18 protein-coding genes are annotated in these 13804 nt (G+C 72.9%); 15 read left to right on the top strand and 3 right to left on the bottom strand.

Translation table 11 applies throughout. From position 1 onward, the window contains the following. The first annotated feature begins 34 nt into the window (after positions 1-34). Both QHG49_RS06850 and QHG49_RS06845 read left to right on the top strand, forming a co-directional pair. The gene (locus tag QHG49_RS06850; RefSeq protein ID WP_159706333.1) at positions 35-580 is read left to right on the top strand and encodes a GNAT family N-acetyltransferase; all 546 of its coding nucleotides are present in this window, start codon (positions 35-37) and stop codon (positions 578-580) included. Between the two features lie 90 nt (positions 581-670). Continuing rightward, a complete protein-coding gene (locus tag QHG49_RS06845) occupies positions 671-2632 on the top strand; it encodes a DUF5107 domain-containing protein (protein WP_301487836.1) in 1962 nt (653 codons plus the stop codon). 4 nt (positions 2633-2636) lie between these two features. Here QHG49_RS06845 and QHG49_RS06840 read toward each other — a convergent pair whose 3' ends face one another. Then, positions 2637-2984, bottom strand: a complete 348-nt coding sequence (locus QHG49_RS06840; protein WP_159706337.1) for a VOC family protein — start codon at positions 2982-2984, stop codon at positions 2637-2639. An 82-nt stretch (positions 2985-3066) separates the two neighbouring features. On the opposite strand from QHG49_RS06840, the gene QHG49_RS06835 reads away from it, so the two are divergent. Next, positions 3067-3513, top strand: coding sequence for a phage holin family protein (locus tag QHG49_RS06835; RefSeq protein WP_145486306.1), 447 nt, complete (start codon positions 3067-3069; stop codon positions 3511-3513). Positions 3514-3578: 65 nt separating this feature from the next. Here the strand turns inward: QHG49_RS06835 and QHG49_RS06830 are convergent, their stop codons facing one another. Next, positions 3579-4538 (bottom strand): LLM class F420-dependent oxidoreductase, encoded by a 960-nt coding sequence (locus QHG49_RS06830; protein WP_145486305.1) that lies wholly within the window; start codon positions 4536-4538, stop codon positions 3579-3581. A gap of 360 nt (positions 4539-4898) precedes the next feature. Here QHG49_RS06830 and QHG49_RS06825 point away from each other — a divergent pair, with 360 nt between their 5' ends. The 12 genes from QHG49_RS06825 to QHG49_RS06770 all read left to right on the top strand — a co-directional run bounded on the left by QHG49_RS06825 (position 4899) and on the right by QHG49_RS06770 (position 12805). Then, complete coding sequence (locus QHG49_RS06825) at positions 4899-6746, top strand: transketolase (protein WP_159706341.1); 1848 nt, start codon at positions 4899-4901, stop codon at positions 6744-6746. Continuing rightward, complete coding sequence (locus tag QHG49_RS34065) at positions 6743-6919, top strand: hypothetical protein (RefSeq protein WP_236576527.1); 177 nt, start codon at positions 6743-6745, stop codon at positions 6917-6919. The genes QHG49_RS06825 and QHG49_RS34065 overlap by 4 nt, the downstream gene beginning before the upstream one ends. A gap of 357 nt (positions 6920-7276) precedes the next feature. After that, the gene (locus QHG49_RS06815) at positions 7277-7753 is read left to right on the top strand and encodes a gas vesicle protein (protein ID WP_301487830.1); all 477 of its coding nucleotides are present in this window, start codon (positions 7277-7279) and stop codon (positions 7751-7753) included. 76 nt (positions 7754-7829) lie between these two features. Next, a complete protein-coding gene (locus QHG49_RS06810; RefSeq protein WP_145486303.1) occupies positions 7830-8252 on the top strand; it encodes a gas vesicle structural protein GvpA in 423 nt (140 codons plus the stop codon). Next, on the top strand, positions 8249-9013 hold the full coding sequence (locus QHG49_RS06805; protein WP_159706343.1) for a GvpL/GvpF family gas vesicle protein: 765 nt from the start codon (positions 8249-8251) through the stop codon (positions 9011-9013). The genes QHG49_RS06810 and QHG49_RS06805 overlap by 4 nt, the downstream gene beginning before the upstream one ends. A gap of 51 nt (positions 9014-9064) precedes the next feature. Continuing rightward, positions 9065-9328 carry a gas vesicle protein GvpG gene (locus QHG49_RS06800; RefSeq protein WP_037654781.1) on the top strand — a complete coding sequence of 88 codons (264 nt, stop codon included), beginning with the start codon at positions 9065-9067 and terminating at the stop codon, positions 9326-9328. Beyond that, complete coding sequence (locus QHG49_RS06795) at positions 9325-10002, top strand: DNA primase (RefSeq protein WP_301487821.1); 678 nt, start codon at positions 9325-9327, stop codon at positions 10000-10002. The genes QHG49_RS06800 and QHG49_RS06795 overlap by 4 nt, the downstream gene beginning before the upstream one ends. Beyond that, complete coding sequence (locus QHG49_RS06790; RefSeq protein ID WP_301487819.1) at positions 9999-11156, top strand: SRPBCC family protein; 1158 nt, start codon at positions 9999-10001, stop codon at positions 11154-11156. Before QHG49_RS06795 ends, QHG49_RS06790 begins: the two co-directional genes overlap by 4 nt. After that, positions 11153-11506 (top strand): gas vesicle protein, encoded by a 354-nt coding sequence (locus QHG49_RS06785; RefSeq protein WP_145486299.1) that lies wholly within the window; start codon positions 11153-11155, stop codon positions 11504-11506. The genes QHG49_RS06790 and QHG49_RS06785 overlap by 4 nt, the downstream gene beginning before the upstream one ends. Next, entirely contained in the window at positions 11503-12318 is an 816-nt protein-coding gene (locus tag QHG49_RS06780; protein WP_301487816.1) for a GvpL/GvpF family gas vesicle protein, read from the top strand. Before QHG49_RS06785 ends, QHG49_RS06780 begins: the two co-directional genes overlap by 4 nt. Beyond that, entirely contained in the window at positions 12315-12524 is a 210-nt protein-coding gene (locus QHG49_RS06775) for a gas vesicle protein (protein ID WP_159706351.1), read from the top strand. Before QHG49_RS06780 ends, QHG49_RS06775 begins: the two co-directional genes overlap by 4 nt. Continuing rightward, complete coding sequence (locus QHG49_RS06770) at positions 12524-12805, top strand: gas vesicle protein K (RefSeq protein WP_145486296.1); 282 nt, start codon at positions 12524-12526, stop codon at positions 12803-12805. Before QHG49_RS06775 ends, QHG49_RS06770 begins: the two co-directional genes overlap by 1 nt. Before the next feature lie 27 nt (positions 12806-12832). Here QHG49_RS06770 and QHG49_RS06765 read toward each other — a convergent pair whose 3' ends face one another. Next, positions 12833-13654, bottom strand: coding sequence for a class I SAM-dependent methyltransferase (locus QHG49_RS06765; RefSeq protein ID WP_145486295.1), 822 nt, complete (start codon positions 13652-13654; stop codon positions 12833-12835). Between the last annotated feature and the right edge of the window lie 150 nt (positions 13655-13804).

Here is a 13804-nt window from a genome sequence, read left to right as displayed (position 1 = left end):
ACACCCGGCAAGAGGGGACGCGTAAGCTGGCCGGATGCCGCACATCGCGTCCCGCCATCTCGCCGAAGGCCCTCGGGTGGGCATCCGTCACTTCACCCTCCAGGACGGCCCCGAGTTCACCGCGCGCGCCCGCGAGAGCAAGGACCTGCACCGCCCGTGGCTGTTCCCGCCGGACGCCGAGGACGCGTACGCCGAGTACGCCGGACGGCTGATCGACGACCCCACGAAGGCCGGCTTCCTGGTGTGCGAGCGCGAGGGCGGGGACATCGCCGGGTTCATCAACGTCAACAACATCGTCCGGGGCGGCTTCCGCTGCGGCGCCCTCGGGTACGGCGCGTTCGCGCACGCCGCCGGGCGGGGCCTGATGCGCGAGGGCCTGGACCTGGTGATCGGCCACGCCTTCGGCCCGCTCGGGCTGCACCGCCTGGAGATCAACGCCCAGCCGGAGAACACCGCCTCCATCGCGCTGGCCCGCGCCGCCGGATTCCGCCGGGAGGGCTTCTCCCCGAAGATGATCTACATCGACGGGGACTGGCGGGACCACGAACGCTGGGCGATCACCGCCGAGATGCGCGCCTGACCTCGGACGGCCCACCCCGCCGGAACCTCGCGCCCTTTGCGCAATCCTGACCGGCAGCTCCCCTGGCCGAGTCACCGCGCGCCGGGTTCCATGGTCGTCGTGACAAGGATCCGACGTGAGGTACTGACCCTGCCCGCCGCCGAGTTGGGCCCGGACAACCCCCTGCCCCCGCTGCGCCCGCTCGACGAGGTCCACCGCGTCGACGACCGGGACCGGGAGGACATACCCCGGGACATGGCGCGCGGGCTCGGGTACGCGCCGCTGCGCAGCCTGCTCCCGGTCCGCCTGCGCGACGGCTACGACAGGACCCGCGAACCCCGCGCCCTCGACGCCCTGGTGATCGAGAACGACCGGCTGCGCGCCACCGTCCTGCCCGGCCTCGGCGGCCGTGTCGCCTCCCTGCTCCACCTGCCGACCGGACGCGAACTCCTGTACCGCAACCCGGTGTTCCAGCCCGCCGACTTCGCCCTCAACGGCGCCTGGTACTCCGGCGGCATCGAGTGGAACATCGGCGCCACCGGCCACACCACCCTCTCCTGCGCGCCCCTGCACGCCGCGCGCGTGCCCGCCCCCGGCGGCGGGGAGATGCTGCGCCTGTGGGAGTGGGAGCGGCTGCGCGACCTGCCCTTCCAGGTCGACCTGTGGCTGCCCGACGGCTCCGACTTCCTGTACGTCGGCGTCCGCGTCCGCAACCCGCACGAGCATCCGGTGCCCGCCTACTGGTGGTCCAACATCGCGGTGCCCGAGGAGGTCCGGGTCCTCGCCCCCGCCGAGGAGGCCTGGCAGTTCGGCTACGAGCGGCGGCTGCGCCGGGTGCCCGTCCCGTCGTACGCGGGCATCGACCGCACGTACCCCCTCAACAGCCCTTACGCCGCCGACTACTTCTACGACGTACCGGACGGCCGGCGCCGCTGGATCGCCGCGCTGGACGCGGCCGGGCGCGGGCTGGTGCAGACCTCCACCGATGTGCTGCGCGGCCGCAAGCTGTTCGTCTGGGGCAGCGGTCCCGGCGGGCGCCGCTGGCAGCGGTGGCTCACCGAGCCCGGCACCGGCGGCTACTGCGAGATCCAGGCGGGCCTCGCCCGCACCCAGCTGGAGCACGTCCGCCTGGACGCGGAGAGCGAGGTGTCCTGGCTGGAGGCGTACGGCCCGCTGGACAGCTCGCCCGCGGGGGAGTGGCCCGGCGCGGTCCGGCAGGCCGAGGAGCGGCTGGAGTCGGTGCTGCCACGGGCCCGTGTCGAGGAGGCGTACGCGCGGTGGCGGGCGCACGCCGACACCGAACCCGGCGAGATCCTCGCCACCGGCTCCGGCTGGGGCGCCCTCGAAGTGCTGCGCGCCGGACGGAAGCTGCCCGGCACGCCCTTCCCCGAGTCGACGCTCGGCGAAGCCCAGGAACCCTGGCGGGAGTTGCTGCGCACCGGCGGCCTGCCCGCCCCGCGCGGCCCGGAACCGGCCGGTGAGACGCTGGTCGCCCCGCACTGGCGGGACCTGCTGGAGACCGCGCCCGCCACCTGGCACACCGAGTACCACCTCGGCATCGCCCAGTGGCACGCGGGCGACCGCGCCCAGGCCGTCCGCAGCTGGGAACGCGCCCTGCCGCTCGCCCCCGCCCGCTGGCCGCTGCTGCGCGCCCTGGCCGTCGCCGACGCGGACGACGGCCACCACGAGCGGGCCGCCGACCGGTACGCCGACGCGTTCACCGACCTGTGCGGCGCGGGACGCCCCGAGGACGCGGACCGGATCGCCCAGCGGGCCGCCCTCGGCCGCGAGACGCTCGAAGCGCTGCTGCGGGTCGGGCGGACGGCGGACGCCCGCGCCGTCCTCGACCGGCTGCCGCCGGCCGTGCGGCAGCGCGGCCGGTTCCGGCTGCTGGAGGCGCAGTTGCTGCTCGCGGAGGGCCGACGGGCCGAGGCGCGGGCCGTGTTCGACACGGGCTTCGAGGTCGCCGACCTGCGGGAGGGCTCCCAGGTGCTCGACCGGGTGTGGGCCCGGCTCACCGACGAACCCCTGCCCGCCCGCTACGACTTCAGGATGCGCCCCGATCCCGCCTGAGCACTCAGCCGCGCTGGTCCACGTACTCGAAGATCGATCCGTCCGGGTGCATCGCGAGCATGTTGCTGCCCGCCGGTGTCGGCACCGGCTCCACCAGGATGCGGGCGCCGAGGCCGGTGAGCAGCTCGCGCGCCTCGCCCACGTCCTTGACGGCGATGGTCGCGGCGACCTTCCGCAGGATCTCCAGCTCGGCCTCCGGACCGCTCATCAACAGGAAGGAGCCGATCGCGGCGACCTGGACCCCGCCGCGCTCGAACCGCTGTGCCGTGCCACCGGCCAGCCGCTCGTAGAAGGGGATCGCGGTCTCGATGTCGGCAACGCAGATACGCAGCGAGGCGCCCATAATCTCCATGCGGCCGAGCCTAGTTGGGACGGACGCCGGTGCGCAGGTACCCGCGGAGTTACCCGGGGTGCGCACAGGGTACCCGCGTGACATGAACCGTTCGCAGCCTTTGGATCATCTGGAACATCTCGACAAGGAGCTGGTCGAGGAGCTGGCTCAGGTGGCCCGCGTGACGGTACGGGAGGAGCTGCGCGAGCAGACGCGCAAGCAGCGCCGTACCGCCGTGCTCTACGGAGCCTCGGGCGCCGCCGCCCTGTACGCGGGTGGCGCGGTCGTCGTCGCCGTCGGCCTGGCCCTGGCGATCGGGCTGCCCGGCTGGGCGGCCGCGCTGATCACCGGGGCGCTGATGGCCGCGGTGGCGTACGCGCTGCGGGCCAGCGCCCACTCCTCGTCCTCCGGGCACCAGCCGCACCCGCCGCACCGCGTGGTCGGCGGGACCCCGCCGGTCGCCCCGCCGGGCGGCCTCGGCATGCCGTACCCGCCGATCCCCAAGAATCCGCCGATGACCCCGGCCGACCTGGACGACCCGCGCCGATGACCGGCGCGGGGAGTCCCCCGGGGGGGCGTGCCCCCTGACAACGCTCCCCGGGCCCGTCATCCCTCTCATCCCTCGGCCAGCCGGGGCAACACCTTCGTCCGGTAGAAGTCGAAGAAGCCCTGCTGGTCGGGGCCGATCTGGTTGACGTACACGCGGTCGAACCCGGCACCGGCGAAGGCGCGCAGGGCGGCGGCGTGTTCGTCCGGATCGTCCCCGCACACCACGTTCTCCCGGACCATGTCCTCGGTGACCAGCTCGTGCAGCTGCTCGAAGTGCCGGGGGGAGGGCAGGACTTGACCCATCTCGCCGGGCAGCAGCTCGTTGTACCAGAGCCGGTGCACCGTACGGACGCACTCCTCGCGGTCGGTGCCGTAGCAGACCTTGGTGCCGCCGCTGACCGGTTTGGCTCCGCCGCCGCCCTTCCGGAAGGAGGTGACCATCTCCTCCTCGGGCATCATCGTGATGTAGCCGTCGCCCACCCGGGCGGCGAGGGCGGTGGCCTTCGGGCCAAAACCGGAGATGTCGATCGGGACCGGCTCGTCGGGCACGGTGTAGAGGCGGGCGTTCTCCACGGTGTAGTGCGTGCCGTGGTGGTCGACCTCCTCGCCGGTGAACAGCCGGCGCATCACCTGCACCGCCTCCTCCAGCATCTCCAGACGTACGTGCGCCGGGGGCCAGCGGTCGCCGAGCACATGCTCGTTCAGCGCCTCGCCGCTGCCCAGGCCCAGCCGGAAGCGGCCCTGGGTCTGTACCGCGCAGGTCGCCGCCGCGTGCGCCGTCACCACCGGGTGCATCCGCACGGTCGGGCAGGTCACGGCGGTCTCGATGGGCAGCGACACCGCCTCCGAGAGCGCGCCGATCACCGACCACACGAAGGGGCTCTGCCCCTGCGCGTCGTTCCACGGATGGAAGTGGTCCGAGATCCACAGCGCCTGGAACCCGGCCTGCTCGGCCATCCTGGCCTGTTCCACGAGCGCCGCGGGGCCGTGCTCCTCGCTCGCCAGGAAATATCCGTACTCGGGCATGGGGGAAACCTCCGGGTGCCGGAAGCGGGTGCGGACGTCCGGGGCCGGGTAACCGGAGGTACCGGGGCGAAACGCGGTCCGGCCCGGCGGGCGGGGGCGGCCGGCCGGCGCCCTTGTGCTCCGCCCGGGTGAGTGCCCCCGCGTTTGGTTGCCCCGGCCCCGGATACGCGGAAAACCTCGCACGAGCCCACCGCACGCGGCGTCCCGCGGGCGGCCGCGCGCTGATCACCGGCGCCGGTCCCGCGGGCCGCCGGGCCGGTCCCGGACGCCCCCGCGCTCCGGTGCACCCGGGTGCCCCCTGCGGACGCCTACCGGCCGACGCACACCGACCGACGACCACGATCTCGCGCAAGGAGACCCATGGACACCGCCGAACTCGCCGAACTCGGACAGCAGTTGCGCGTCGACAGCGTACGGGCCGCAGCGGCGGCGGGCTCCGGGCACCCCACGTCCTCGATGTCCGCCGCCGACCTGATGGCCGTACTCCTCGCCAACCATCTGCGCTACGACTTCGAGCGCCCCGAGCATCCCGCCAACGACCGCTTCGTGCTGTCCAAGGGCCACGCCTCGCCCCTGCTGTACTCCGCGTACAAGGCGGCCGGCGCCATCGAGGACGGCGAGCTGCTCACCTTCCGGGGGCTCGGCAGCCGGCTCGAAGGGCATCCGACGCCCCGCAGGCTGCCCTGGGTGGAGACGGCCACCGGCTCCCTCGGCCAGGGACTGCCCGTAGGGGTCGGCATCGCCCTCGCCGGGCTGCGCCTGGACCGCACCGGTTACCGGGTGTGGGTGCTGTGCGGGGACAGCGAGCTGGCGGAGGGCTCGGTGTGGGAGGCCGCCGAGCACGCCGGGTTCGAGAACCTGGACAACCTGAAGGTCATCGTGGACGTCAACCGGCTCGGTCAGCGCGGCCCCACCCGGCACGGCCACGACCTGGACGCCTACGCCCGCCGCTTCCAGGCCTTCGGCTGGCACACCATCGAGGTCGACGGCCATGACGTGGACGCGATCGACCGGGCCTACGGGGAGGCGCTGTCCACCACCGGACAGCCCGTGGTGATCCTCGCCCGCACCCTCAAGGGCAAGGGCGTGGCCGCCGTGGAGGACCAGGAGGGCCACCACGGCAAGCCGCTGCCCGACGCCGACGAGGCCATCGCCGAGCTGGGCGGCCCCCGTGAGCTGCATGTCCGCGTGGGCGAGCCGCCGGCCGCCGCCGCGCTGCGCGACCGCACCACCGAGGTGGTCCGGCTCCCGCGCTACGACAAGGGCGACGAGGCCGCCACCCGGGACGCCTTCGGCGCCGCCCTCGCGGCCCTCGGCGACGCGCGCGGCGACGTCGTCGCCCTGGACGGCGAGGTGGGCGACTCCACCCGCACCGAGGAGTTCGGCAAGGCGCACCCCGATCGCTTCTTCGAGTGCTACATCGCCGAGCAGCAGCTCGTCGCCACCGCCGTGGGCATGGCGGCGCGCGGCTGGGTACCGTACGCCGTGACGTTCGCCGCGTTCCTCACCCGCGCCCACGACTTCGTGCGCATGGCGGCCGTCAGCGGCTCCGGGATCAACCTCGTCGGCTCGCACGCCGGGGTCGCCATCGGGCAGGACGGGCCCTCGCAGATGGGCCTGGAGGACCTCGCCATGTTCCGCGCCATCCACGGCTCCACGGTGCTCTACCCCTGCGACGCCAACCAGACCGCCCGGCTGGTCGCCACCATGGCCGGACTGGACGGCATCCGCTATCTGCGCACCTCCCGAGGCAAGACCGCGGTGCTCTACGACGCCGACGAGGAGTTCCCGGTCGGCGGCAGCAAGACGCTGCGCTCCTCCGAGGAGGACCGGCTGACCATTGTCGCCGCCGGGGTCACCGTGCCCGAGGCGCTCGCGGCCGCCGACCGGCTCGCCGAGGACGGCATCGCGGTCCGGGTGATCGACCTGTACTCGGTCAAGCCCGTCGACGCCGAGACGCTGCGCCGGGCCGCCGAGGACACCGGCTGTCTGCTCACCGTCGAGGACCACCACCCCGAGGGCGGCATCGGGGACGCCGTCGCGGAGTCCTTCGCCGACGGCCGCCCCGTGCCCCGCCTGGTCCGGCTCGGGGTCCGTACGATGCCCGGCTCGGCCGCCCCCGACGAGCAGCTGCACGCCGCCGGGATCGACGCCCTCGGCATCGTGGCCGCGGCGAAGCTGCTGGTGGAGGAGGCGGTGGTGCGGTGAGCGAGGACGCCGACCGGCCGATACGGGCCGGTCGGCGCACCGTACGGATCCAGCGGCCGGGGAAGATCCTCTTCCCCGGCCGCTGGGGCGCCCCCGAGCACACCGAGGGCGGCCTCGCCGACCGCGACCCCCCGGGCCTCGACGGGCCCCTTCATGCGGAAAGCCACCCCTGAGCACGACCCGGAGTGGATCACCCGCGCACCCTGCCAGCCGAACTCGCCCCGCCCGCCGCCCCGTTGACCACCTGTGACGTCGCCGAACTCGCCGCCGCACGGCACCCGGACCGGCTCACCACCGCCGTCCGCGAGGACGACCGCGGCGGCCGCCTCCACCTCGGCCCCGGGGCCCCATGCGCGCCGCTGGACCATCGCCGACGCCCCGGAACAGGCCCGCACCGACCCGTGGGCGGAGCCGCCGGCCCGGGGCGTGGTCTCGGCCCGCGCGGCGGCGTCTCACGGACCTGCGCGACTGAGCACGGCCGGGAAGGTTTGGCCACGGGATGAGCGGCCACCCGCACCAAAGAGGTGGCCATGTCGAACACAGATCGCACAGCACGGACACAGAATTCACGAGAATCCCGGAAATCCGAGCGGGAAGACGACCAAGAGACATCGCAGGAAATCGAACAGGAGCCGGACGCGGAGCCCCGGAAGCCCCGCAAGACCACCCGGACGACTCGTAGGGCCCCCCGGCCGTCCTCCGACGGCGAGGAGTCCACGCACGAGCCCGAAGGGCGCCGACCGCCCCTCATGGAGGTGCTGCGGCAGGCGCGCGGCCAGCTCGCCGAGCTGACCGGACTCGAAGCCGAATCGGTCTCCTCCTTCGAGCAGACCGAGGACGGCTGGTCCCTGGAGGTCGAGGTACTGGAGCTGTCCAGGGTGCCGGACACCATGAGCCTCATGGGCAGCTACCAGGTCGAACTCGACCGGGAGGGGCAGCTGACCGGCTACCGGCGGGTCCGCCGCTACGAGCGCGGCAGAGCCGACGCACGCTCCGGCGGCCGGTAGACGGGTCGCACAGAACAAACAGTCGGGTTTCACAGACCAACCATTCAGTAACCGACCTGGAGGAGGAACGGCGGGCATGACCGTTGTCCCGGCACAGCAGAGCGGCGGCGGTGGAGGCAGCAGCGGCCTCTACGACGTACTTGAACTGGTTCTCGACCGTGGCCTGGTGATCGACGCCTTCGTGCGCGTCTCCCTGGTGGGTATCGAGATCCTGAAGATCGACGTCCGCGTGGTCGTGGCGAGCGTCGACACCTATCTCCGCTTCGCCGAGGCGTGCAACCGCCTCGACCTGGAATCCGGACCCAACAAGAGCCCCGGCCTGCCCGACGTGGTCGGCCAGGTCACCGAGTCCGGTGCGCGCGGCAAGTCCAAGGGCGCCCTCTCCGGCGCCGCCGAGACCATATCCGACGCGTTCAAGCAGGCGCGCGACGAGGGCGACGAGGAACGCCCCCGCGCCCGTAGGACCACGAGCCGTCGCCGCAAGGAGGAGCAGGAGTGAGCACGTACGTCTACGGGATCACCGCCCGTTCCCACCCGGCGCTCCCCGAGGGGATGACCGGTGTCGGCCAGCCGCCGCTGCCCGTGCGGCTCCTCACCGAGGGTGAGCTGACCGCACTGGTCAGTGACGCTCCGGAGAGCCTGCGTCCCAAGCGCAGGGATCTGCTCGCGCATCAGAACGTGCTCGCCGAGGCGGGCGCCGGCGGCTGCGTGCTGCCCATGCGGTTCGGCAACGTCGCCCCCGACGACGACACCGTCACCCATGTCCTGGGCGAGCGCGCCGACCATTACCGGGAGCGGCTCGCGGCCCTGGACGGCAAGGTCGAGTTCAACGTCAAGGGCAACCACGTCGAGGAGGCCGTCCTCCACCTGGTGATGGCCGAGCAGCCGGACCTGCGCGCCCTCGCCGACGCGAACCGCAAGGCGGGCGGCGGCAGTTACGACGACAAGATCCGCCTCGGCGAGATGGTCGCCGGCGCCGTCAAGGCGCGGGAGGCCGAGGACGCCGCCCAGGTGCGGAGCCTGCTGGAGCCGACCGCCGCAGCCGTCAGCGCCGGACCCGAGTCCACCGGCTGGCTGCTCAATGTCTCGTTCCTGGTCGCCCGGGACACCGCCGAGGAGTTCCTGGCCGCCGTCGAACGGATCCGGGCCGACCGGCCCCACCTGGAACTGCGCGTCAACGGCCCGCTGCCGCCGTACAGCTTCGTCGAACCGGGCCCCGCCCGCCCGGCGGACGCGGACTCCGCCGCCGCGGCGTCCTGACGGGCGGCGAACGACCCGAGCGGCCCGGACGGAGAGCGGAAGGAGGACCCCATGGGACTGATCAAGGAAGTGCTGCTGCTGCCCTTCGCGCCCGTGCGCGGCAGCGGCTGGGCGATCAACCAGGTGCTCCGCGAGGCGGAACGTATCTATTACGACCCCGCCACCGTACGGGCCGAACTCGCCCGCCTCGAAGAGCAGTTGACGGCGGGCGAGATCACCGAGGAGGAGTTCGACCGGCGCGAGGACGAACTGCTCGACCGGCTGGAAGCCCCCCAGGGCCCCGGCGACACCACAGGCAACGGAACGGGACGATGAACCGAACGGCACTGGGCCTCGCCATAGGGGCCGGATACTTCCTGGGACGCACCAGGAAACTGAAGATGGCCATCGCGGTCGGCTCGCTCGTGGCGGGCAAGAAGCTCAACCTCGGCCCGGGCGCGCTCGTCGACCTCGCACGTAAACAGCTGCGCGACAACCCGCAGTTCAAGGAGATCGGCGACCAGCTGAGCACCGAACTGCGGGGCGTCGGCAAGGCGGCCTCCGGGGCCATGGTCGAACGGCAGTTGAGCAGTCTCGCCGACCGCCTCCACGACCGCACCGCCCAGGTGCGCGGCGAGGTCTCCGAAGCGCCCGCGGACGAGGCCGACGACGATGCCGAGGAGGAGCGCGAGGACGAGCGCGCCACCGGCCACGAGGACCGCGAGGACAAGGGCGAGGGCCGCGCGGCCGACCGCGACGACGAGCCGGACGACGACGAGCCGGACGAGGACGAGCCGGACGACGGCGGCCGGACCACCGGCAAGTCCCGGGCCCAGAAGCCCGCCGCGAAGAAGACCGCGGCGCGGCGGACCGGCACGGGCACGGCGGAGAAGTCGGCCCCCGCGAGGAAGAGGACGGCGGCCAAGAAGACCGGCGCGCAGCGCCAGACGGCCGCGAAGAAGCCGGCCGGCTCCCGCCGCGGTTCCGCGAAGGGCGGCGATGAAGGATGACAGACACCGTGGGATCCGCGGCCTCGGCCGCGGGAAAGGCCAAGGACACCAATCCGCTCTCCGACCTCGCCCACAGCGAGGCCGCCGACCGGCTGAAGGAGGAGGCGCAGGAGTACCTGTCCGCGCAGGCCCAGCGGCTGCTCACCGGTCTCGGCCGCAAGCTCGGCGAGACCACCGGCAAGCTGAACGACATCGCCGAGGGCAACAGCCCCGGCTTCGCCAAACTCGCCCTGGACGGCGGCCGCAAGCTCGCCGAGGGCAAGGGGCCCCTGCGCTCCGCGCTGGAACTCGGCGCCTCCCGTGTGAAGGACAACGTCATGGACGCGGTCAAGAACCTGGGGGGCGGCAAGAAGGGCGGCAAGGGCCGCAGCGGCCACAAGCCCACTGTGATCATGGAGTTCATCGACGTCGGCGTGCCGCTGCGCACCGCCTACGACCAGTGGACCCAGTTCCAGGACTTCTCCACCTTCGCGCACGGCGTCAAGAGCGTCTCGCGCGCCGGAGACACCGAGACCGACTGGCAGGCGAAGATCTTCTGGTCCAGCCGCAGCTGGAAGGCCCGCACCACCGAGCAGATCCCCGACCAGCGCATCCAGTGGACCTCCGAGGGCGCCAAGGGCAGCACCAAGGGCGTCGTCACCTTCCACGCGCTCGGTGACAACCTGACCAGGGTGCTGCTGGTCATCGAGTACTACCCGAGCGGCTTCTTCGAGAAGACCGGCAACATCTGGCGCGCCCAGGGCCGCCGGGTCAGGCTGGACCTGAAGCACTTCGCCCGCTTCATCACCCTCAAGGCGGAGGCGGACGACGGCTGGCGCGGCGAGATCCGCGACGGCGAGGTCGTCCGCAGCCACGAGGACGCGGTCGCGGAGGAGGAGTCCCAGGAGGAGGAGTCCGAGGAATCCGGGGAGCCGGAGGACGAGGAATCCGGCGAGCCGGAGGACCGGGCCGAGGGCGAGGAGGCCGAGGACTCCGAGGAGCCGGAGGAGTACGAGGACGAGGAGGACGACTCGTACGAGGACGAGGACGAGGAGCCCGAAGAGGACGACGAGGAGCAGGAGGGGGAGTACGAGGACGAGGAACCCGAGGACGAGGAGTACGAGGGTGACGAGGAGGAAGAACCCCAGTACGCCGAGCGCGGGAGCCGTCGATGACGACACCCGCCTCCCGGCCGGGCGGATTCGCCGACCCGTACGGCGGCTCGGGCGGCTCGGGCGCGAACCTGGCCGACATCCTGGAGCGCGTCCTCGACAAGGGTGTCGTCATCGCCGGTGACATCCGGATCAACCTGCTCGACATCGAACTGCTCACCATCAAGCTGCGGCTCATCGTCGCCTCGGTGGACAAGGCGAAGGAGATGGGGATCGACTGGTGGGAGAGCGACCCGGCCCTGTCCTCCCGGGCCCGCCGGGACGAGCTGACCCGGGAGAACGCGGAGCTGAGAGAGCGGCTGGCCCGGCTGGAGGAGCTGGAGCCGGGCCGCGCGCGGAAGGAGGCGCCATGACCGGACTGCGCTATGTGTACGCCGTGTGCCGCCCCCTCGGGGCGCCCCTCCAGGCCCAGCTGACGGGCATCGGGGGCGCCCCGCCGGCCCTGCTGTCCCACCGCGGCCTGATCGCGGTGGTCAGTACGGTCCCCGAGGCCGACTTCTGCGAGGAGGGGCTCAAGGCCCATCTGGAGGACCTGGACTGGCTGGCCGCGAGCGCCCGCGCCCACCAGGGCGTGATCGACGCGCTCACCACCGTCACCACTCCGCTGCCGCTGCGCCTGGCGACCGTCTTCCGGGACGACAGCGGGGTGCGCAGCATGATGGAGGCCCGCGAGACGGACTTCCGCCAGGCCCTGGACCGGCTGGAGGGCCGGGTGGAGTGGGGCGTCAAGGTGTTCACGGAGCCGCCCGCCGAGCCCGCCGCGGGCGAGCGGGCCGGGACGGCGGAGAAGCCGGACAAGCCGATGAGCGGCCGCGACTATCTGCGCCGCCGCCGCGCCGACACCCGCGCCCATGAGGCGGACCTTCAGGCCGCCGAGGCGTTCGCGGACGCCCTGCACCAGCGGCTGTGCGCGCACGCCGAGGACTGCCGGCTGCATCCCCCGCAGAACGCCTCGCTGTCCGGCGCCCGGGGCCGCAACGTGCTGAACGCGGCCTATCTGGTGCCCCGGGACCGCTCCGAGGAGTTCGTGGAACTGGTGGACCGTACGAAGGACGAGGCCGGCGGGCTGCGGGTGGAGCTGACCGGGCCCTGGGCCGCGTACTCGTTCAGCGGACTCGCCGAGGAGGACGCGCGGCAGGGCGCGCGGGCGGGGGAGGGCCGGTGACCGTAGTGGAACGCCGGGAGATCGCGCTGGTCGACCTGCTGGACCGGCTGCTGGCGGGCGGCGTGGTCATCACGGGCGACATCACGCTGCGCATCGCCGACGTGGACCTCGTCCGCATCGACCTGAACGCGCTGATCAGCTCGGTCAACGCCTCCGTTCCCTCACCGTTCGAAATGCTGCCCGAGCTGCCCGCGAAGGAGCTGTGATGTCCGCCCCCAAGCGCCTCGACCTCGAACCCGACACGGTCGAGCGCGACCTGGTGAAACTGGTGCTCACCGTGGTGGAACTGCTGCGCCAGCTCATGGAGCGGCAGGCCGTACGGCGCTTCGACACCGGTGACCTCACCGAGGAGCAGGAGGAGCGGATCGGGCTCACCCTGATGCTTCTGGAGGACCGGATGGCGGAGCTGCGCGACCGCTACGGGCTGCGGCCCGAGGACCTCAACCTGGACCTCGGGCCGCTCGGCCCCCTGCTGCCCCGCGACTGAGTCGCGGGGCACCGCGTACGCCGGGGCTCACGCCTCCTTGCGGCACAGGATCTCCCCGTGCAGGACCGCGAACCAGCCGTCCTCCTGCCGCCCCCACTCCCGCCAGGCGTCCGACACCGCGCGCAGCCGCTCGGGCGTGGCATGGCCGCCCGCCGTAGCCCGTTCGGCGTAGGCGGAGGCCACGGTGCGGTCCGCCCACAGACCGCTCCACCAGGCGCGTTCCTCCTCGGTGGCGAAGGTCCAGGTGCCGCAGCTCGCGGTGATGTCCCGCAGCCCGGCGGCCAGCGCCCAGGACTTCAGGCGGCGCCCGGCGTCCGGCTCGCCCCCGTTGGCGCGCGCCACCCGCTCGTACAGCTCCAGCCAGTCGTCCAGGCCGGGCAGCGCCGGGTACCAGGTCATCGCCGCGTAGTCCGCGTCCCGTACGGCGATGAACCCGCCCGGCCTCGTCACCCGGCGCATCTCGCGCAGCGCCTGCACCGGGTCGCCCACGTGCTGGAGCACCTGGTGGGCGTGGACCACGCAGAAGGTGTCGTCCGGGTAGTCCAGGGCGTGCACATCGGCGACCGCGAAGTCGACGTTGGCCAGTCCGCGTGCGGCGGCCGTCTCCCGCGCCTGCTCCAGGATGCCCGGGGCGCGGTCGACGCCGGTCACCCGGCCGTCGGGCACCAGCTCGGCCAGATCGGCGGTGATGGTCCCCGGGCCGCAGCCGATGTCCAGGACCCTCATGTGCGGCTTGAGGGAACCGAGCAGATAGCCCGCGGAGTTGGCGGCGGTGCGCCAGGTGTGCGAACGCAGCACCGACTCGTGGTGCCCATGCGTGTAGACGGCCGTCTCCCGTGCTTTCGGCATGCCGGTTCCCCTGCTCGTCGCGTCCTCGACGCGTTTCCCGTCGCGCCGGCCGCACCGGCCGGCGCCACGGTTCACGGTACGCGCGCGGGCCGCATGATGAGACCCACGTTTTGCGATATGGACTGACTGGCTGTCAGGAAATGACCTGCC

The organism is Streptomyces sp. WP-1 (assembly GCF_030450125.1).
GTDB classification, from domain to species: Bacteria; Actinomycetota; Actinomycetes; order Streptomycetales; family Streptomycetaceae; genus Streptomyces; species Streptomyces incarnatus.
Note: the sequence above shows the minus strand (reverse complement) of the source record. Positions and strands in the feature narration are given on the sequence as shown.